Raw genomic sequence first — 17,544 nt, forward strand, 5'->3', positions numbered from 1 at the left:
CCAGTCATGGCTTGGCAAAGGCGATTGGCTTAGCAAGGTGATCATAATGCGGACTCTCTTTTCCAGCTTTCGGCTGCTCTCGCTGCTCGCGCTCGCGCTCTCGCTTGGTGCGGCGAGCCCGGCCGCGGCACAGGTCGCGGCTGCGACGTCGGCCCAGCCAACCGCCGCGGGGCTCTGGCAGAAGGTCGAAGACGGCAAGACGGTGGGATGGTTTCTCTTCATCGACCACAACGGCATCTTCGAAGGCGTGATCGCAAAGACCTTTCCGCGTCCCGGCGACGACCCGAACGAGATTTGCGCGAAGTGCGCGGACGATCGCAAGAACGCGCCGGTGCTCGGGCTCTCCTTCATCCGCGACATGAAGCGCGACGGCTTGAAGTATGACGGCGGCAACGTGGTCAATCCGCGCGACGGCAACATCTGGAAGGCCAAGATGACGGTGAGCCCGGACGGCCAGACCCTGACCATGCGCGGCTTCCTCGGCATTTCCCTGTTCGGCAAGGACGAGACCTGGACGCGCCTGCCCGACGCGAATATTGCGCAGGTCGATCCCGCCATCGTCGCGAAATATCTCCCCGCGCAGGCCGCTGCGACCAAGCCGGCCACCGCGCCCGCAGCGAAGAAGGGCGGCGCGATGATGGCGCCGGCGCCGAAGCAGTAGACTGCTTTCGCGTTTTCGTGTAGCCCCGCTCACCGGGCTACGGACCGTCAATACGTCCGCGCCTTCTTGCAGGGCGCATAGAACGTGCCGTTGCTGCTAACGACGCGCTCGAGGCAATTCCGGGGATCGGTGATCTCGCCCTCGACCTGGAAATAGTAGGCCTGCGGTCCCAGACTCAGGATGTAATAGCCCGGCGGAAGATCGAGCTCCGGATCGCTGGCATGAAGCTCGTACATTTCGGGGGTCCCTGGCATCGGGGACGCTCTGAACGCGTAGGCGATGTTGCGGACGACCCCGAAATCATCTCCGCCATTCGGTGCCTTGCCTGCGGCGTCGATCGAATACTCCCTGGCGATTTTCGCCACGATTCGAACCTCGACGCGATCGGGAATTGCCTTGGCCACGTCGCGACGAAACACGATGAACTTGACGCGGCCGTTGGATAGACGAGGTTGATCGGGCTTTTTGAACGCCGCTGAAATCGCAACGCGCATGTCGGGCGCCATCACGCCGGTCGCTTTCAGCTCCGCGAGCGATTTGTCGTCGATGAGGGCGTAAATCCCGTAGTCGGTCGGAAGCACGCGCGTTGGTGGAGGTGGAACGGACGGCACCATTTCAGGCTTGGCAACCGAGATTGTCGTCTCCGGCCTGGGTGCGACCTGCGCGATCTCCGGGGCTTGCGCTGACATCTGACGGCGCAGTGCGGCGATGTTGTCGCGCTGCGAGACGATCAGGATGACGGCGCCGACGGCAAGCAGGATGGCGGCCATCCGCTTGATCACCGGCAGAAGCGCACCCGAGTTCGCGGATGGCTTGCTGCGAGACGTCCCGATCCCCGATCGCAAAACGGTGGCATCGCCGGACATCGGAACGCCGCCCGTGTCCCAGGACGACGTGAGTTGTTGCGAGGGCAGGCGCTCCAGCGGAGCCTGGTCGCGCGAGAACTTCTCGACCTCCTCGATGGCGACCTCGAGGGCCCGCTTCGCCTGGTCGATGTTCTTGGTGTCGGCGTAGGTGAATTGTTCCTGGAGCTTATAGCGGGCGAGGTCGTAAACCATTTGCCGTCTGGCGTCCGGGTCGTCCCTCACGGTGTCGAGCATGCGCGAAATCACCAGCGCAAACTGCACCTGGTTTGCGGGCAGATCCGCTTCCTCCTGCTGACTGGGAAGCAGGTCTTTTGAATCACTCATAGCGCTGACGGTCCAATGCCAGTCACGCCGACACCTGATTTCTCTAATCGAAACAGTCGATTAAGCAATGCGATAGGGCTCGCGGCAATGTTCGTACACGTCCCCGCGCAACAAGGAAAGCCTCGAAATCACGGCGTCAAATCGTCGGCGCGTCACACATGTAGGGCGTGCACGCGGTCGTGGGCAACAGCCTGCGGCAGTAGTTCCCCGGAATGCGCGCTGGCGCCGGATTTGCATAGCTGTCGCAAAGCCGCTGGGGAGCGAGTCGCCGTCTCCACGCCTGCCGCGACCGTGCGGAAGGCGGACGGCGGCGTCTGTCCCTCGCGGCGCTGATTGCGATCCGCGGGAAGACGATATGCGACTTGCAAGACTATGTGCGGCGGCGCTGCTCGGGCTGACGGCGCTGCTGGCGACATCGGCGATGGCGCGCGACGACGGGCGCTACGCCAACTCGCCGCTCAAGCCCTGGTTCGAAAGCCTGCACAGCGAATACGGCCAATGCTGCTCCGACGCCGACGGCTACATGGTCGCCGACGTCGATTGGGAATCCGACAAGGGCCGTTACCGCGTCCATCTCGACGGCGAATGGGTCGTCGTACCCGACGGCGCTGTCATCACCGAGCCGAACAAGATCGGCCGCACCATGGTGTGGAAGCACTATATCGACGGCCATCCGCGCGTGCGCTGCTTCATGCCGGGCAGCATGACGTAGCCCTGCTCCTAGAATTTGTAGGTCACACTGCCGAGCACCGTGCGACCGGTGCCGAGGAAGCAGTCGCCGCGCGCCAGGCAGGTCGTGAGATGGCGCTTGTCGAAGAGATTGCTGGCGTTGACCTGAAGTCGCCAGGGGCCGTTGTCGTAACGGACCATGGCGTCGAACAAGGTGTAGTCGGGCGTGCGGATGGTGTCGGTGCCATCCCAGGATTGGCCGACGTAGCGTACGCCGCCGCCGAGCGTGACGCCGGGCAGGCCGAGCAAAGTGAGGCGGTACTTCGCCCAGAGCGAGGCCTGGTGATCCGGCACGGTCTCGACATGCTTGCCGGCATTGTCGCCGCTCTCGACGCGGGCGTCGAGATAGGCGTAGGCGGCGATCAGATCGAGATCCGGCGTGACGCGCGTGAGAACCTCGAGCTCGGCGCCGCGGATGCGGACCTTGCCGGTCTGGATCGAGAGCAGCGGATTGTCGGGATCGCTGGCGAGCCTGTTCCGCTCGGTGGTGTCGAAGATCGCGCCGTTGACGGCATTGCCGGGCGCCGGATTGTACTTGAAGCCGAGCTCCACCATCTCGCCGCGCTGTGGCGTGCAGGCTCCCGTGGCGCAGACACCGCTGCCGAACACCGGATTGAACGACTGTGCATAGGTGACGTAGGGCGTGACGCCGAACGGCAACTCGTACATCAGCGCGGCGCGGCCCGTGGTCGCCTGGTAATGCTCGACCGGCGAGCCCTGCGTGTCGCTGGTGACGTAGTCGTGGCGCAGGCCGAGCACGGCGAGCCACGGCCCGAGCCGCAACTGGTCCTGAGCGTAGAGGCCGAACTGGCTCTGCCGTAGATCGGGCTCCGCCGACATGACCGGCGGCGTGACGCCGGTGTAGACCGGCGCGTAGAGATCGAACGGCGTCGCGTCGTAGCCCCCGCCGGACGAAGCGCGTTCCTTGTAGCCGCGGTAGTCGACGCCGAACAACGTCTTGTGCAGGAGCGCGCCGGTTGCGAACTTCAGCTCGGCATTGCTGTCCGAGGTGAAATTATCTTTCACGCTGTCCCGGGCCCAGATGTAGCGCGCCACCGTGCGACGCTCGGCATCCAGGAACGGATTGTCCGGTGTGGAATACACGTCCGGATAAAGGCCGTGATAGATGCCCTCGACATGCGTATAGCGCAGGTTCTGCCTGACGGTCAGGCCATCGTTGAAGCGGTGCTCGAACAGGCTGGAGACGGCGCCGGTCTCGGTCTGGTAGCGATCCCAGCCTGGCTCGCTGGTGAAGCGGTTGACCGGAATGAGGCCGTTGGGACCGGGATAGAGCGTCCCCTCATGCGGCAGGAACGCCGTGGAGGAACCCGTATTGTCCTTTTGATAGGTGCCGAGCACGGTCCAGCTCGTGTTGTTGGTCGGGCGCCAGGTCAGCGACGGCGCCAGCAGGATGCGGTCGTCCTTGACGTAGTCGGTCTGCATGTTGCTGTCGCGGAACACGCCGACGAAGCGATAAAGCCACTCGCCGTCCTTGGTCAGCTTTCCCGTGGAATCGAGCTGCACCTGCTTGCGGTTGAAGCTGCCATATTGCACGCCGATCTCGTTGGCGCTTTCCGCCTGCGGGCGCTTCGAGATCAGGTTCAAGAGACCTGCCGTCGAGGTGTCGCCGTAGAGCACCGAGGAGGGACCGCGCAGGACCTCGATGCGCTCCAGCGTGTAGGGCTCCGGCCGCCATTCATTGAAATTCCAGGTGTTCACCATCCGCGTGCCGTCGAGATAGATGTTCGGGTCCTGGCCCCGGATGCGCGGATAATCGCCGCGCGAATCCGCGCCGTAGGCGTCGGCGAACACGCCCGGCACATAGCGCAGCGCTTCCTGCACGGTGGTCGCGCCCTGGTCGGTGACCCGATCGGCGGTCACCACGCTGATCGAATGCGGGGTCTCGCGCAGGGGCGTGTCGGTCTTGGTGCCGGTGCCACTGCGGGTTGCGACATAGCCCCGGACCGGACCCGTCGCCGTCTCCGCTTCCGTGCCCGCACTGGCCGCCGGTGCATCCGCGCTCGATGGGACGCGCGCGGCCTGGCGACGTCTTGCGGCTTGCGTGGCTTGACGGGAGCGAACCGGACGGGTGCGCGCCGCCGGCCTTGACGACGATTGCTCGACCACGACGGGAGCCAGTTCCTGCGCTGATGATTGCGCTTCGGCCGGTGCAGCGTCCATCAGGCCGGCTAGCAGCGGCAGGGCGCCGCCGATCAATTTCGCCGTCGTCCTCAAAAAGTTTGTCATTTGCGCCCCCCGTCATTTGCGACCGGGGACGACTAACAAGTGTGATCTGGCGCTTGAAGTGCAGGAGGGACGCAGCGTCTCTCAATCATCAGATTTGGAATTAGTATATCTATAGAATGAGCGCGCGCCGGTTGATATCGGCGCGCGGATGCATGAAAGGGAGAATGAGGTGGTGCGCCTCGGCGCCTGCGGTCAGTGCGCCTCGCTCTCCGTCGTCGCGCTGGCGAGCCGCTTGACGCGTGGCGACAGCACCGAGACTTGCGCGGGCGAGGCGGGCATGCCGGCGACGATCATCGCAGGCGCAGTCGACTGCTCCTCGACGCCGGCGCCGCCGAGCACCTGGACCTGCGTCGCCGAGATCGGAAACGAATTCACTTCGTAAGAGGGCAACTCGCCGGCAAACGCACCGGCCGAGCTCGCAATCATGGCGCCGGCAACGGCAATCATTGAAAGAACGCGCATTGGAAAATCTCCGTGAAGGATGGCAATCGGAGGTTTGGTCGCGGCAATGCCGCAACAGGTTCGCTCGTGCACGAACATTCGACGGCCGCGTTCGGACATATTTGATTGCGTGATGCGACGGGACGAAACAAACAGGACGTTTTTCGCGCCGATGTTTCCGGACGGTTTCACGGAAGGGGCACGTCAGTGCGGTTGCAGATCGCGCTGCGGAGATCTGGTCGTCGCGGCCTCGGGAAAGCGCAGGCTCATCGTCGTGCCGCGGCCGGGTGCAGAGGAGATGACGAGCTCGCCGCCATGGGCGGCCATGATCTCGCGGACGATCGACAGGCCGAGGCCGGCGCCGTCGCCCGCGCAGTTGCCGGTCTGAAACGGCTCGAGCAGCCGGTGCTCCGCGTCATCGGGCAGGCCCGCGCCGTCGTCGTCGACCGAGATGCTGCCGCGGCCGAGCGTGGCGACGATGCGCCGGGCGCCATGCGCGTGGATGAGCGCGTTGCCGACGAGATTGGCAAGCGCGCTGCGAACGGCGGCGTCCACGCCTTGCACCAGGAGCGGCCCTTCCTCGGCGCGTTCGAGCGCAAGCTCGATGCCGGCATCCAGCGCCGAGGGGCCGAAATCGGCGAGCACGTCCAGTGTTAGCTCGGCGAGATCGATCGGCCGCTTCTCGATCGCGTGGTTTTGCAGCCGCGCCAGGTCGAGCATGGCCGAGACCAGCGAGGTGAGGCGGCGGACGTCGCGCACGAGCTCGACCTTCAGGGCCGGGTCGGGCACGTCCTCGATCTTCGCACGCAAGAGCGTCAACGGTGTGCGGAGCTGATGGGCGGCATTGCCGAGGAAACGGCGCTGCATCCTGATATAGGCGTCGATCTCGCCGAAGGCGCGGTTGAGCGCCGCGACCAGCGGCTTCAGCTCGGTGGGAACTTCGGACAGCGATATCAAGCCTTGCGGCGCCGATGGGTCGATCGCGAGCGCGCGGCGCGCCACCCGTTCGATCCCGCGCGAGACGAACCGTGCGGCGAGCGCCGAGCCGATCGCGACGGTCGCCGCGAATGCCAGCGCCAGCAGCGCGATCGAGAAAATGCTGCGGACGAGGAAGTTCCTCGCAATCCGGCCAAATCTGACCTGAGGCTCGCCGATCATCGTCGTGAGCTGCAATGAACCTCGTTGCATGACGGCGAGACAGAAGGTGCTCTTCTGGTCGAGTGTGCTGAAGACGGACGAGCCGACGGGCCCGTGATAGGGAAATGCGAATGGAAGGGCCGGCCGGCGTTCGCTGCCGTACTCGCTGATCATGCTGCCCGCGGACACGACGTACCACAGATTGGGACTGTCCGCCTTGAGCTCCTCGAGCCCGGGAGTCTGACGCACCGTCAGGTTCTGCCCTTCGATCACCGTGGCGCGGTCGAGAATCGCAGCCACGACCCGGCACGCCCTGAACTCGCGTTCCTCCATCGGGTATCGCGAGACGAAGATGCCGAGCATGATCAGGAAGATCATCGTCGCGGCGATGCCGAGCGACAGCGCGAACGTTCGGGCGATGGACTTCATCGCGGTGTTGCCAGCCGCAGGATGTAGCCGATACCGCGCATGCTGCGGATCTCGACGTCGCCGCCGAGCTCGGCCAGTTTCTTCCGCAGGCGCGAGACCTGCGCTTCGAGCGTGTTGGATTCGATCTCGTCGTCGAAGCCGTAGATCTCCTCGATCAGGGCGGTGCGGGTGATGACGCGGTCGCGCCGCATCAGGAGCGCTCCGAGGATCAGTGCCTCGCGCCGCCGCAGCAGGATTTTGGTGTCGGCCACCACCGCCTCGTTGCTTCCGAGATGCAGCTCGACATTGCCGAGCGACAGCACCGAGGGCGCGAGCAGCCGGGGCCGCCGCAGCACCGCGCGCACACGCGCAATCAATTCCTGCGGCTCGAACGGCTTGCCGAGATAATCGTCGGCGCCGCTGTTGAGGCCGTCGACGACATCCTCCTTGGCGTCCTTGGACGTCAGCATGATGATCGCGGGGCGGTCCGGCGACCGGCTCAGCGCCGTGACCACCTGGAGTGCATCTCCGTCGGGCAGCATCCGATCGACGATCGCAAGATCATATTTGAAATTGTCCAGCGCATGACGGGCATCGGCAATCGAGCCGACGAGGTCGACGACGCCGTGCAGCTGCCCGAGCAGGCGGCTGACATAAGCGCCGATCTGCGGTTCGTCTTCGATCACGAGGGAGCGCACGCGGGTCGTCCTTGACTCTGCTGGGGCACAAAACCTCGAGCGTTACGCTCCCTGGCCGACATCTGATGTCTCGGCTCATGCGCAGGGTTCCCATTAAGGCAGCGAGCTTGGCGAATAAAAGGCAGGAGCGAGCGCGCTGACCGGCCCTGACGGCCTAAGTTTGCGAGCGTGCGCGCGGCCCGGCAATGTTCGGGCAATGTTGGTCGTGCGGCCGATTGTTTTCGCGCAAGTCGGGAATGTCCCGGGCGGCGGCGTCGCCTTGCAATCTTGGGGCAATTTTGCCGGACCACATGCTGGGCTCCTAACCAACACGAGTCGACTAGGCCAGCAAGGCCGGTCCGGGGCCCCGTAATGAAGCATGTTGAAGAATCCGCTCTCGATCCTGTGGCAAGCGCGCGGCGGACTTGGCCGATTGCTTTCCTTGCCGCGCTCGGCGCGACCATGGCGATCCCTCAATCGGCATCGGCGCAGACCGCGTTCACGTTGCCGGCTCCGCCGTTCGACGTGCCGATGCTGCCTTCGCCCTCCGGCAACTGGACCGTCATGGTCGGCATCGGCGGGGAGTACACGCCGGATTTCGTCGGCGCGAAGAACGGCAAGCTCCTCCCGATCCCGATCTTCACCATCCGCCGCGCCGGGTCGATCGACCAGTTTCGCGGGCCGCGCGACAGCGCCAGCATCGCGCTGCTCGATGTCGGCAATTTTCGCGCCGGCCCTGCGTTCAAATACGTCTCGTCGCGCAAGAGCGACAAATATGCCGAGCTCACCGGCCTCGGCGACGTCAAGGCCGCATATGAGCTCGGCGGCTTCGTCGAATATTATCCGGTCGACTGGCTGCGCCTGCGCAGCGAATTGCGCCAGGGCATGGGTGGCCATACCGGCACGGTGGCCGATGTCTCCGCCGACGTCATTGTGCCGCTGATCCAGCGGCTCACGATCTCGGCAGGCCCGCGCTTCACCTGGAAGAGCACCAAGGCGACGGCACCGTATTTCGGCGTCGATGCCGCGCAGGCGGCTGCGTCGGGATTGCCGATGTACGACGCCAAAGGCGGCGCGCATTCGGTCGGGTTCGGCAGCCAGATCTCCTACCGCATCAACCCGCAGTGGGAGGTTCATGCCTATGTCGAATACCAGAAGCTGCTCGGCGACGCCGCCGACAGCCCGCTCGTCAAGCTGCGGGGATCGTCGAACCAGACGACTGTCGGCCTCGGCGCGTCCTATTCGTTCGACTTCAGGATTCGGTAGGCCATGCGTCGCAGATTAATCCTGGGTCTGGCCTGCGCAATCGCCTGCGTTGCCCTCGGCGCCGCTGCCGCGTTCGAGACACGCGCGACAAAGCTCCAGGCGATCAAGACCATCGGCATCGTCTCGGCGATCGGCGAGGAGATGAGCCTGACGCAGGCCGGCTTGACCGGGATCAACAACACTGGGCAAAGCCTTTCGATCAGCGCCTGGGGACTAGACGAGCTGATCGTCCAGCAGGTCACCGGGCTGCTGAGCGGACGCTATCGCGTGCAGGCGGTGAGCTATCAGCGTGCTGCGTTCGCTGCGATCAGGGATTCGGCGGTTGCACCCGTCAATCTTCTCCGTAGCGATCCGTTCAAGGATCTGGTTCGCAGCAATGTCACGCCGCAGGGCCTGGACGCCTACATCGTCATCACCCGGGCACGATCGAAACTCGGAAATGGCCGCAACGTCGAGGGTGTCGGGCTCGCCCAATATCGGACGCTGCTTGCCGATTACGGGTTGATCCATGCGCTCTACGAGGTGCGCGTGATCGACGGCAAGTCGTTCGACGTGATCGAGAAGCGGGCGGCTGCGCCGCTCGACAACACCGGGACGATGCGGCTTGCCGGTCCAAGCGGGCCCATTGACGAGGCGTTCGGGTCGCCTTCGAGCGAGCGGCTGCGCGCGGCGATTGCGGATCTCATCACGCGCAGCCTGCCGGTCACGCTCGGCGACATGCACCTGATCGACGGTCAGTGAGACCGGATTCAGGTCACCGGCGCCGGATTGAACAACGTCAGGTCGTTGTGGATGCCCCAGCGGTCCGACCACGGCTTTGTGCGGCCGGAGGCGACGTCGAGGATCAGGCGGAACAGGTCCCAGCCGGTTTCCTCGATGGTCTTCTCACCGGTGGCAATGCCGCCGGCGTCGAAATCGATCAGGTCCTTCCAGCGGCGGGCCAGCTCGGTGCGCGTCGCGACCTTGATCACGGGTGCGGCGGCAAGGCCGTAAGGCGTGCCGCGGCCGGTGGTGAACACCTGCAAGGTCATGCCGGAGGCGAGCTGGAGCGTGCCGCAGATGAAGTCGGAGGCGGGCGTGGCCGCGAACAGCATGCCCTTCTGCGTCGCCCTCTCGCCGGGCGAGAGCACGCCGGTGATGGCGGACGAGCCGGACTTGACGATCGAGCCCAGTGATTTTTCGACGATGTTGGCGAGGCCGCCCTTCTTGTTGCCGGGCGTGGTGTTGGCGCTGCGGTCGGCGCCGCCGCGGGCCAGATAGGAATCATACCAGGCCATTTCGCGCACCAGCGCGCGGCCGACATCCTCGTTGATGGCGCGTCGCGTGAGCAGCTGGATCGCGTCGCGCACCTCGGTCACTTCCGAGAACATCACGGTGGCGCCGGCGCGCACCAGCAGATCGGCGGCGAAGCCGAGGGCGGGGTTCGCAGTGACGCCCGAGAACGCGTCGCTGCCGCCGCATTGCAGGCCGATGACGAGATCGGCGGCCGGGCAGGTCTCGCGGGTGCGCTTGTTGAGGATATTCAGGCGGGCTTCAGCCTGGGTCATGATCGCATCGACGATCGCGCCAAAGCCGTCGAAGGCTTCGTCCTGCATGCGCACGATGGCATCGCTGACGCCTTCGGGGACCAGCCGTTCGGGTGCGAGCTTCTCGCAGCCGAGGCTGATGACCAGAATCTCGCCGCCGAAATTCGGGTTCTGCGCGATGTTCTGCAGCGTGCGGATCGGCACCACCGCGTCGGGGGCGTTGATGGCGACGCCGCAGCCATAGGCATGCGTCAACGGGACGACGTCATCGACGTTCGGGTACTTTGGCAGCAGCTCGGCGCGGATGCGCTTGACCGCGTATTCCATCGTGCCCTTGACGCATTGCACGGAGGAGGAGATGCCGAGGATGTTCTTGGTGCCGACCGAGCCGTCGGAATTGCGAAAGCCCTGGAAGGTGAAACCTTCCAGCGGCGGCAGCGGCGCGGGGACGGCGGTCGATATCTCCAGCTTGTCGAGGTCAGGTGCCTCGGGCATGCGGATGCGCGCCTCGTCCACCCATTCGCCGGCCAGGATCGGCGAGAGCGCGTGGCCGATCACCTCGCCATAGCGGATGATTGGCTGATCCTGTGCGATGTCGACCAGCGCCGTCTTGTGCCCCTGCGGCACGAAGGCGCGCAACGTGAGCCCGCTGGCGAAGCGGGAGCCGGCCGGAAGCCCGAAATCATTGACCACGATCGCAACATTGTCGCGCTCGTTGAGCTTGATGTAGCGGGGCTGCTCTTTCGCTGCGACGTCCTGGTCCATGGAAGGACTCCGGGATTTGTAGGGTGGGTTAGCGCAGCGTAACCCACCATTGTCTCTGTCCGCGGAAGTTGAAGAGGTGGGTTACGCTGCGCTAACCCACCCTGCGATATCAGCCCATCAACCCGGGTAAGTATAGGCCGTCTTCACCGTCGTGTAGAACTCGCGCGCATAGGAGCCCTGCTCGCGGGCGCCGTAGCTCGAGCCCTTCCGGCCGCCGAAAGGCACGTGATAGTCGACGCCGGCGGTCGGCAGGTTGACCATCACCATGCCGGACTCGCTGTTGCGCTTGTAGTGCGAGGCGTATTTCAGGCTGCTGGTGCAGATGCCGGAGGCAAGGCCGAACTCGGTGTCGTTGGAGATCGCCAGCGCTTCCTCGTAGTTCTTGGCGCGGATGACGGCGGCGACGGGGCCGAAGATTTCCTCGCGCGCGATGCGCATGTTGTTGTTGGCCTCGGTGAACAGCGCCGGCTGGAGGTAGTGGCCGGGCGTCTCGCGCTTGAGCAGCTCGCCGCCGAAGGCGAGCTTGGCGCCCTCGTCCTGTCCGATCTTGATGTAGCGGAGATCCTGGTCGAGCTGGCTCTGGTCGACCACCGGGCCGATATGCACGCCGGCCTTGAGCGCGTCGTCCACCGACAGGCCGCTCAGGCGCTCGGCCACAGCGGCGACGAAGCGGTCGTGGATGCCTTCGGTGACGATCAGGCGCGAGGACGCCGTGCAGCGCTGACCGGTCGAGAAATAGGCGCCATTGACGGCGACCTCGACGGCGGTCTTGAGGTCGGCATCGTCGAGCACGACCAGCGGGTTCTTGCCGCCCATCTCGAGCTGGAACTTCTTCATGGGGTTCGAGAGCACGCAGGCCTGCGCGATCTTGCGGCCGGTCTGCACCGAGCCGGTGAAGGAGATCGCGGCGACGTCCGGATGCTCGAGCAGGGTCTGGCCGACCACCGAGCCGGAGCCGACCACGAGGTTGAAGACGCCAGCCGGAATGCCGGAGCGGGTGATGATCTCGGACAGCGCATGCGCGGAGCCCGGCACCAGCTCCGCCGGCTTGAACACCACGGTGTTGCCGTAGCAGAGCGCGGGCGCGATCTTCCAGGCCGGGATCGCGATCGGGAAATTCCAGGGCGTGATCATGCCGATGATGCCGACCGGCTCGCGGGTGAGCTCGACGTCGAGGCCGGGACGCACCGAGGCGCCCTTCTCGCCGATCAGGCGCAGCGCTTCACCGGCGAAGAACGCGAAGATCTGGCCGGCGCGGGCGACCTCGCCGATGCCCTCGGGGAGCGTCTTGCCTTCCTCGCGGGCGAGCAGGCGGCCGAGCTCTTCCTTGCGGGCGATGATCTCGAGCGAAATCTTGTTCAGCGCGTCATAGCGCACCTGCGGCGTCGACTGCGCCCAGGCGGGGAAGGCGGCCTTGGCGGCGGCGATCGCCTTCTCGGTCTGCGCCTTGTCGGCCTTGGCGTATTCGCCGACGAGATCATTGGTGTTGGAGGGGTTGATGTTCTTGGTGACGCCGGAGCCGTCGACCCATTCGCCGCCGATGAAGTTCTTCAGGATCGCAGTCATCATTTCCTCCAGAGTATTTAGCGAACCAGGCACGGGCGCTTGTCGTCAAACGTCCAGCCAGGGATTAAGTCCTGCATGGCAATAGCGTCATCCCGGGCGCCAAGTCCATGCTGCTTATAGAGGTCATGCGCGGCGTCGATGGCCGCCCTGTCGATTTCGATACCCAGACCCGGCCTGTCGGGGACCGCGATCTTGCCGCCCTTGATCAGGAGCGGCTCCTTGGTCAGCGCCTGGCCGTCCTGCCAGATCCAGTGGGTGTCGATCGCGGTGACCTTGCCGGGGGCGGCGGCGCCGACATGGGTGAACATGGCGAGCGAGATGTCAAAATGGTTGTTGGAGTGTGAGCCCCAGGTCAGGCCGTTGTCACGGCAGGTCTGGGCGACGCGCACCGAGCCCTGCATGGTCCAGAAATGGGGATCGGCCAGCGGGATGTCCACCGCGCCGAGGCGCAGCGCATGGGAGAGCTGCCGCCAGTCGGTGGCGATCATGTTGGTCGCGGTCGGCAGGCCCGTGGCGCGGCGGAACTCGGCCATGATCTCGCGGCCGGAGAAGCCGGCCTCGGCGCCGCAGGGGTCCTCGGCATAGGCGAGGATGCCGTGCATGTCCTTGCAGAGGCTGATCGCCTCGTCGAGCGACCAGGCGCCGTTCGGGTCCAGCGTCACGCGCGCGTTGGGGAAGCGCTTTGCGATCGCGGTGACGGCCTCGATTTCCTGTTCGCCGCGCAGCACGCCGCCCTTGAGCTTGAAATCGGCGAAGCCGTAGTGATCGTGGGTGGCTTCGGCGAGCCGCACCACGGTTTCCGGGGTCATCGCTTCCTTATGCCGGAGGTTGAACCATTCCGGCTTGCCGGTCTCGCCCTGCACGTAGCCCAGCTTCGACTTGCGGCGGTCGCCGACGAAGAAGAGATAGCCGAGCGTCTCGACGCTCTTGCGCTGCTGGCCTTCGCCGAGCAGGGCGGCGACCGGCAGGTTGAGATGCTGGCCGAGCAGGTCGAGGAGGGCGGATTCCACGGCCGTGACGGCGTGGATCATGACGCGCAGGTCAAAGGTCTGCTTGCCGCGGCCGCCGGCATCGCGGTCGGCGAAGGCGGTGCGGATGTCGGCCAGAATGTTGTTCATCGCGCCGACGGTCTTGCCGATCACGAGATCGCGCGCGTCCTGGAGCGTCTGCCAGATCTTTTGCCCGCCCGGCACCTCGCCGACGCCGGTGTGGCCGGCATTGTCGGTGAGGATGACGATGTTGCGGGTGAAGAACGGCGCATGCGCGCCGCTTAAGTTGAGGAGCATGCTGTCGCGGCCCGCGACCGGGATCACCTGCATCGCTGTGACGACCGGTGCGCCAGAAATATCGGTCTGGGCCATCGCGCGCTCCTCCCTGTTGTCGTCTGTTATTCTGCCGCCTGTTGTGACGATCGGATGGCGGGCAGATTCTTCACCAGCGCGGCCAGTTCCGCGATCTCCTGCTCGCTGAGATCGGTCAGCGGCGAACGGACCGGACCGGAATCGCGGCCGATCACCTTCATGCCGGCCTTGATGATCGAGACCGCATAACCCTTCTTGCGGTTGCGGATCTCGATCAGCGGCAGAATGAAATTCTTCAGGCCCGCCTGGATCGTCGCATGGTCGCGCTTGCGCACGGCGGCGTAGAAGTTGGTGGCGAATTCCGGCACGAAGTTGAACACGGCCGAGGAATAGGTCGTCACGCCCATGTCGAGATAGGGCAGCGCGAAGGTTTCCGCGGTCGGCAGGCCGCCGACATAGGTCAGGCGATCGCCGAGCTTGGTGTAGACGCGGGTCATCAGCTCGATATCGCCGATGCCGTCCTTGTAGCCGACGAGGTTCGGGCAGCGCTCGGCGAGCCGCGCCAGCGTGTCGGGCTGGAGGATGGCGTTGTCGCGGTTGTAGACGATGACGCCGATCTTCACGGCGGCGCAGACCGCCTCGACATGGGCGGCAAGGCCGTCCTGCTCGGAATGGGTCAAATAGGGTGGTAGCAGCAGCAGGCCGTCGGCGCCGGCCTTTTCCGCGCCGATCGCGATCTCGCGGGCGATGGCGGTGCCATAGCCGGTGCCGGCGAGCACGGGCACGCGGCCCTTGGTCTCGTCGACGGCGATCTTGACCACCTGGGGGACTTCCGTAGGCGTCAGCGAGAAGAACTCGCCGGTGCCGCCGGCGGCGAACAGGCCTGCGACATCATAGCCGCAGAGCCAGTCCATGTTGGCGCGGTAGGTCGCTTCGTCGAAGCTGTAGTCCGCCTTGAACGGCGTGACGGGGAAGGACAGGAGGCCAGATCCGATCTTCTGGGCCATCTCCTGCGGGGTCATCTTGCTCATGGGGGCTGCTCCCTGCTGTGTGTTGTCGAGGCCGCAGCTGAAGCCGCGCGTCCATGCGCCGTGGTTTAGGAGACCGTTCGATGCGCGTCCAAGCCAAAGCCTATATCGACCGATGCGGATTGAGCATCAATCCTCCACCACCTCCGCGGAGGACAATTCGCTGGCGATTTTGACCAGCGCCGAGAGCAGCGGATTCTCGTCGTCGCGGCGCCACACCATGAACAGCTCGACCGGGACCCGGTTGCGCAGCTTCAACGGCCGCAGCCGGACGTCGGAGATTTTCAGGCTCGCGGCGGCGGCCGGCACGATGGCAAGGCCGAGGCCGGCGCGGACCATGGCGAGGATCGAGTGGATCTGGCTCAGATGCTGGACATAGCGCGGCAGCACGTCGGCGCGGGTGAACAGCGCCACCAGCAGATCGTGGAAGTAGCGGCTCTCATAGGGCGAATACATCACGAAGGGCTGGTCGTCGAAATCCTTGATGGTGACGCTGTCGGCGTTCGCCAGCGGATGCTTCTTCGGGATCGCGGCGAGCAGCGGCTCGGCGACGACGCGGCGGCTGGCGACTTCCGGGCGGGCGATCGGCGGCCTGAGCAGGCCGGCGTCGATCTGGCCGGAGCTGAGCGCCTCGAACTGGTCGCCCGACACCATCTCCTTCAGCGAGAAATCCACCTCGGGCAGTTTTGCGCGGCAGGCCGCAACGAGTTCGGGCAGGAAGCCGTAGGCCGCGGCGGCCGTAAAGCCGATCTTGAGCGAGCCGGTCTTGCCGAGCGCGATGCGGCGGGCGACCTGCGAGGCGCTTTCGGCAAGCTTCAGGATGCGCCGCGCCTCCGGCAGGAAGCTGCGCCCCGCAGGCGTCAGCCGCACCGAGCGACTGGTACGCTCCAGCAGCGGCGCGTCGATGATGTGCTCGAGCACCTGGATCTGCCGGGACAGCGGCGGCTGGGTCATGTTCAGCCGGGCGGCGGCGCGGCCGAAATGCAATTCCTCCGCAACTGTCACGAAACAGCGGAGCTGGTTGAGGTCGAACATCGATACATGCCTTAGATGGATAAGGCGTTTCCCCGGCACTTCTAGCATCGATCATCCCCAAAACAAAGACGGCGGCTGAGGAGCCGCCGTTGAGTTGCCTGGTCAAGCTCCCGTGGGAGCCCTCAGGAGGAACGTTTGAGCACCACCCGCTCGATCTTGCCGACCACCACGAGATAGGCGAACGCGGCGACCAGCGCGTTGGCGCCGACGAACACCAGCGCCCCGTTGAAGGATCCGGTCGCGGCCAGGATGTAGCCGATCACGATCGGGGTGGTGATCGAGGAGAGGTTGCCGAAAGTGTTGAACAGGCCGCCGGAGACGCCGCCGGCTTCCTTCGGCGAGGTGTCGGAGACCACCGCCCAGCCGAGCGCGCCGATGCCCTTGCCGAAGAAGGCGAGCGCCATGAAGCCGACCACCATCGCCTGTCCGTCGACATAGTTGCAGGCGATGATCGACATCGACAGCAGCATGCCGCCGACGATCGGAATTTTCCGCGCCAGCGTCAGCGAGCCGGTCCTGCGCAAAATGATGTCGGAGATGACGCCGCCGAGCACGCCGCCGATGAAGCCGCACAGCGCCGGCAGCGTGGCGACGAAGCCGGCTTGCAGGATCGACAGGCCGCGCTCCTTGACGAGATACACCGGGAACCAGGTCAGGAAGAAATAGGTCAGCGTGTTGATGCAGTACTGGCCGAGATAGACGCCGAGCATCATGCGGTTCGACAGCAACTGGCGAATGTGGTCCCACCCGGAGCCGGCTTCGGGCGCACGCTCCTGCATCAGATCGTTCTTGGGCGCGTCGAGATCGACCAGCGCGCCGCCCTCCTTGATGTAGTCGAACTCGGCTTCGTTGATGCCGGGGTGCTCCTTCGGGCCGTAGACGGTCTTGATCCAGACCAGACCCATGATGATTCCGAGCGCGCCCATCACGAAGAACACGTAGCGCCAGCCGTAATCATGCGCGATCCAGCCCATCAGCGGCGCGAAGATCACGGTGGCGAAATACTGGCCGGAATTGAAGAAGGCCGACGCGGTGCCGCGCTCATTGCCGGGAAACCAGGCCGCGACGATGCGGGCATTGGCGGGGAAGGACGGCGCTTCCGCGACGCCGACCAGCAGGCGCAGCGCGAACAGCACGCTGATAGCGGCGCCGGCGCTGAGGAAGCCGACCCAGCCCTGCATCATCGTGAACAGCGACCAGACGATGATGCTGAAGGCATAAACGAGGCGCGAGCCGTAGCGGTCGAGCAGCCAGCCGCCCGGCACCTGCGCCACGACATAGGACCAGCCGAACGCCGAGAAGATCCAGCCCATGGCGACGGGATCGAGATGCAGCTCTTTCGAAAGCGCGGGGCCGGCGATCGACAGCGTGGCGCGGTCGGCATAATTCACGGTCGTGACCAGAAACAGCATGGTCACGATGAACAGCCTGACGCGAGACCTCCTCACGTCCGTTGCGGACACCACTGCGCTCATCAGGCGCCTCCTTAGAACTCGAAATGTTTCCTCACGACGACTCCTAGAGGCGCGCGCGGCAAAGTGTCCAAGTTCAAGGGAGTATCGATCGA

15 protein-coding genes are annotated in these 17,544 nt (G+C 65.2%); 4 read left to right on the plus strand and 11 right to left on the minus strand.

The genetic code is table 11. From position 1 onward, the window contains the following. The first annotated feature begins 46 nt into the window (after positions 1 to 46). Entirely contained in the window at positions 47 to 661 is a 615-nt protein-coding gene (locus tag PMI42_RS34210; protein WP_008143749.1) for a DUF2147 domain-containing protein, read from the plus strand. A 47-nt stretch (positions 662 to 708) separates the two neighbouring features. Here the strand turns inward: PMI42_RS34210 and PMI42_RS34215 are convergent, their stop codons facing one another. Further along, positions 709 to 1,851: a hypothetical protein gene (locus PMI42_RS34215; protein WP_008143751.1), complete on the minus strand. Its 1,143-nt coding sequence runs from the start codon at positions 1,849 to 1,851 to the stop codon at positions 709 to 711. A gap of 355 nt (positions 1,852 to 2,206) precedes the next feature. Between PMI42_RS34215 and PMI42_RS34220 the strand changes: the two genes are divergently transcribed. Continuing rightward, positions 2,207 to 2,563 carry a hypothetical protein gene (locus tag PMI42_RS34220; protein WP_008143753.1) on the plus strand — a complete coding sequence of 119 codons (357 nt, stop codon included), beginning with the start codon at positions 2,207 to 2,209 and terminating at the stop codon, positions 2,561 to 2,563. Positions 2,564 to 2,571: 8 nt separating this feature from the next. On the opposite strand, the gene PMI42_RS34225 is transcribed toward PMI42_RS34220, so the two are convergent. The 4 genes from PMI42_RS34225 to PMI42_RS34240 form a co-directional block, all read right to left on the minus strand. Continuing rightward, the gene (locus PMI42_RS34225; RefSeq protein WP_008143754.1) at positions 2,572 to 4,827 is read right to left on the minus strand and encodes a TonB-dependent siderophore receptor; all 2,256 of its coding nucleotides are present in this window, start codon (positions 4,825 to 4,827) and stop codon (positions 2,572 to 2,574) included. Positions 4,828 to 5,019: 192 nt separating this feature from the next. Beyond that, positions 5,020 to 5,289, minus strand: a complete 270-nt coding sequence (locus PMI42_RS34230) for a hypothetical protein (RefSeq protein ID WP_008143755.1) — start codon at positions 5,287 to 5,289, stop codon at positions 5,020 to 5,022. Positions 5,290 to 5,472: 183 nt separating this feature from the next. Then, positions 5,473 to 6,834: a sensor histidine kinase gene (locus PMI42_RS34235; protein WP_008143756.1), complete on the minus strand. Its 1,362-nt coding sequence runs from the start codon at positions 6,832 to 6,834 to the stop codon at positions 5,473 to 5,475. Continuing rightward, positions 6,831 to 7,511 carry a response regulator transcription factor gene (locus tag PMI42_RS34240; RefSeq protein WP_008143757.1) on the minus strand — a complete coding sequence of 227 codons (681 nt, stop codon included), beginning with the start codon at positions 7,509 to 7,511 and terminating at the stop codon, positions 6,831 to 6,833. The genes PMI42_RS34235 and PMI42_RS34240 overlap by 4 nt, the downstream gene beginning before the upstream one ends. A 351-nt stretch (positions 7,512 to 7,862) precedes the next feature. On the opposite strand from PMI42_RS34240, the gene PMI42_RS34245 reads away from it, so the two are divergent. Both PMI42_RS34245 and PMI42_RS34250 read left to right on the plus strand, forming a co-directional pair. Next, a complete protein-coding gene (locus PMI42_RS34245) occupies positions 7,863 to 8,756 on the plus strand; it encodes a MipA/OmpV family protein (RefSeq protein ID WP_035967440.1) in 894 nt (297 codons plus the stop codon). A gap of 3 nt (positions 8,757 to 8,759) precedes the next feature. Next, entirely contained in the window at positions 8,760 to 9,497 is a 738-nt protein-coding gene (locus PMI42_RS34250) for a hypothetical protein (RefSeq protein WP_008143760.1), read from the plus strand. Positions 9,498 to 9,505: 8 nt separating this feature from the next. Here the strand turns inward: PMI42_RS34250 and garD are convergent, their stop codons facing one another. The 6 genes from garD to PMI42_RS34280 all read right to left on the minus strand — a co-directional run bounded on the left by garD (position 9,506) and on the right by PMI42_RS34280 (position 17,452). Then, on the minus strand, positions 9,506 to 11,047 hold the full coding sequence (gene garD / locus PMI42_RS34255; RefSeq protein ID WP_008143762.1) for a galactarate dehydratase: 1,542 nt from the start codon (positions 11,045 to 11,047) through the stop codon (positions 9,506 to 9,508). Between the two features lie 117 nt (positions 11,048 to 11,164). After that, a complete protein-coding gene (locus PMI42_RS34260; RefSeq protein ID WP_008143764.1) occupies positions 11,165 to 12,613 on the minus strand; it encodes an aldehyde dehydrogenase family protein in 1,449 nt (482 codons plus the stop codon). A gap of 17 nt (positions 12,614 to 12,630) precedes the next feature. Then, positions 12,631 to 13,974, minus strand: coding sequence for a glucarate dehydratase (gene gudD / locus PMI42_RS34265; protein ID WP_008143766.1), 1,344 nt, complete (start codon positions 13,972 to 13,974; stop codon positions 12,631 to 12,633). A 26-nt stretch (positions 13,975 to 14,000) separates the two neighbouring features. Continuing rightward, the gene (gene kdgD, locus PMI42_RS34270; RefSeq protein ID WP_008143768.1) at positions 14,001 to 14,945 is read right to left on the minus strand and encodes a 5-dehydro-4-deoxyglucarate dehydratase; all 945 of its coding nucleotides are present in this window, start codon (positions 14,943 to 14,945) and stop codon (positions 14,001 to 14,003) included. Between the two features lie 126 nt (positions 14,946 to 15,071). Continuing rightward, on the minus strand, positions 15,072 to 15,977 hold the full coding sequence (locus PMI42_RS34275) for a LysR family transcriptional regulator (protein ID WP_008143774.1): 906 nt from the start codon (positions 15,975 to 15,977) through the stop codon (positions 15,072 to 15,074). Positions 15,978 to 16,099: 122 nt separating this feature from the next. Continuing rightward, a complete protein-coding gene (locus PMI42_RS34280; protein ID WP_008143776.1) occupies positions 16,100 to 17,452 on the minus strand; it encodes an MFS transporter in 1,353 nt (450 codons plus the stop codon). Positions 17,453 to 17,544: the final 92 nt, after the last annotated feature.

It is taken from the genome of Bradyrhizobium sp. YR681 (assembly GCF_000282615.1).
GTDB lineage: Bacteria > Pseudomonadota > Alphaproteobacteria > Rhizobiales > Xanthobacteraceae > Bradyrhizobium.

Excerpts from the sequence above, each read along its gene's own strand:
- PMI42_RS34210 (WP_008143749.1), top strand. The coding sequence starts at position 47 with ATGCGGACTCTCTTTTCCAGCTTTCGGCTGCTCTCGCTGCTCGCGCTC.
- PMI42_RS34215 (WP_008143751.1), bottom strand. The coding sequence starts at position 1,851 with ATGAGTGATTCAAAAGACCTGCTTCCCAGTCAGCAGGAGGAAGCGGAT.
- PMI42_RS34220 (WP_008143753.1), top strand. The coding sequence starts at position 2,207 with ATGCGACTTGCAAGACTATGTGCGGCGGCGCTGCTCGGGCTGACGGCG.
- PMI42_RS34225 (WP_008143754.1), bottom strand. The coding sequence starts at position 4,827 with ATGACAAACTTTTTGAGGACGACGGCGAAATTGATCGGCGGCGCCCTG.
- PMI42_RS34230 (WP_008143755.1), bottom strand. The coding sequence starts at position 5,289 with ATGCGCGTTCTTTCAATGATTGCCGTTGCCGGCGCCATGATTGCGAGC.
- PMI42_RS34235 (WP_008143756.1), bottom strand. The coding sequence starts at position 6,834 with ATGAAGTCCATCGCCCGAACGTTCGCGCTGTCGCTCGGCATCGCCGCG.
- PMI42_RS34245 (WP_035967440.1), top strand. The coding sequence starts at position 7,863 with ATGAAGCATGTTGAAGAATCCGCTCTCGATCCTGTGGCAAGCGCGCGG.
- PMI42_RS34250 (WP_008143760.1), top strand. The coding sequence starts at position 8,760 with ATGCGTCGCAGATTAATCCTGGGTCTGGCCTGCGCAATCGCCTGCGTT.
- garD (WP_008143762.1), bottom strand. The coding sequence starts at position 11,047 with ATGGACCAGGACGTCGCAGCGAAAGAGCAGCCCCGCTACATCAAGCTC.
- PMI42_RS34260 (WP_008143764.1), bottom strand. The coding sequence starts at position 12,613 with ATGACTGCGATCCTGAAGAACTTCATCGGCGGCGAATGGGTCGACGGC.
- gudD (WP_008143766.1), bottom strand. The coding sequence starts at position 13,974 with ATGGCCCAGACCGATATTTCTGGCGCACCGGTCGTCACAGCGATGCAG.
- kdgD (WP_008143768.1), bottom strand. The coding sequence starts at position 14,945 with ATGAGCAAGATGACCCCGCAGGAGATGGCCCAGAAGATCGGATCTGGC.
- PMI42_RS34275 (WP_008143774.1), bottom strand. The coding sequence starts at position 15,977 with ATGTTCGACCTCAACCAGCTCCGCTGTTTCGTGACAGTTGCGGAGGAA.
- PMI42_RS34280 (WP_008143776.1), bottom strand. The coding sequence starts at position 17,452 with ATGAGCGCAGTGGTGTCCGCAACGGACGTGAGGAGGTCTCGCGTCAGG.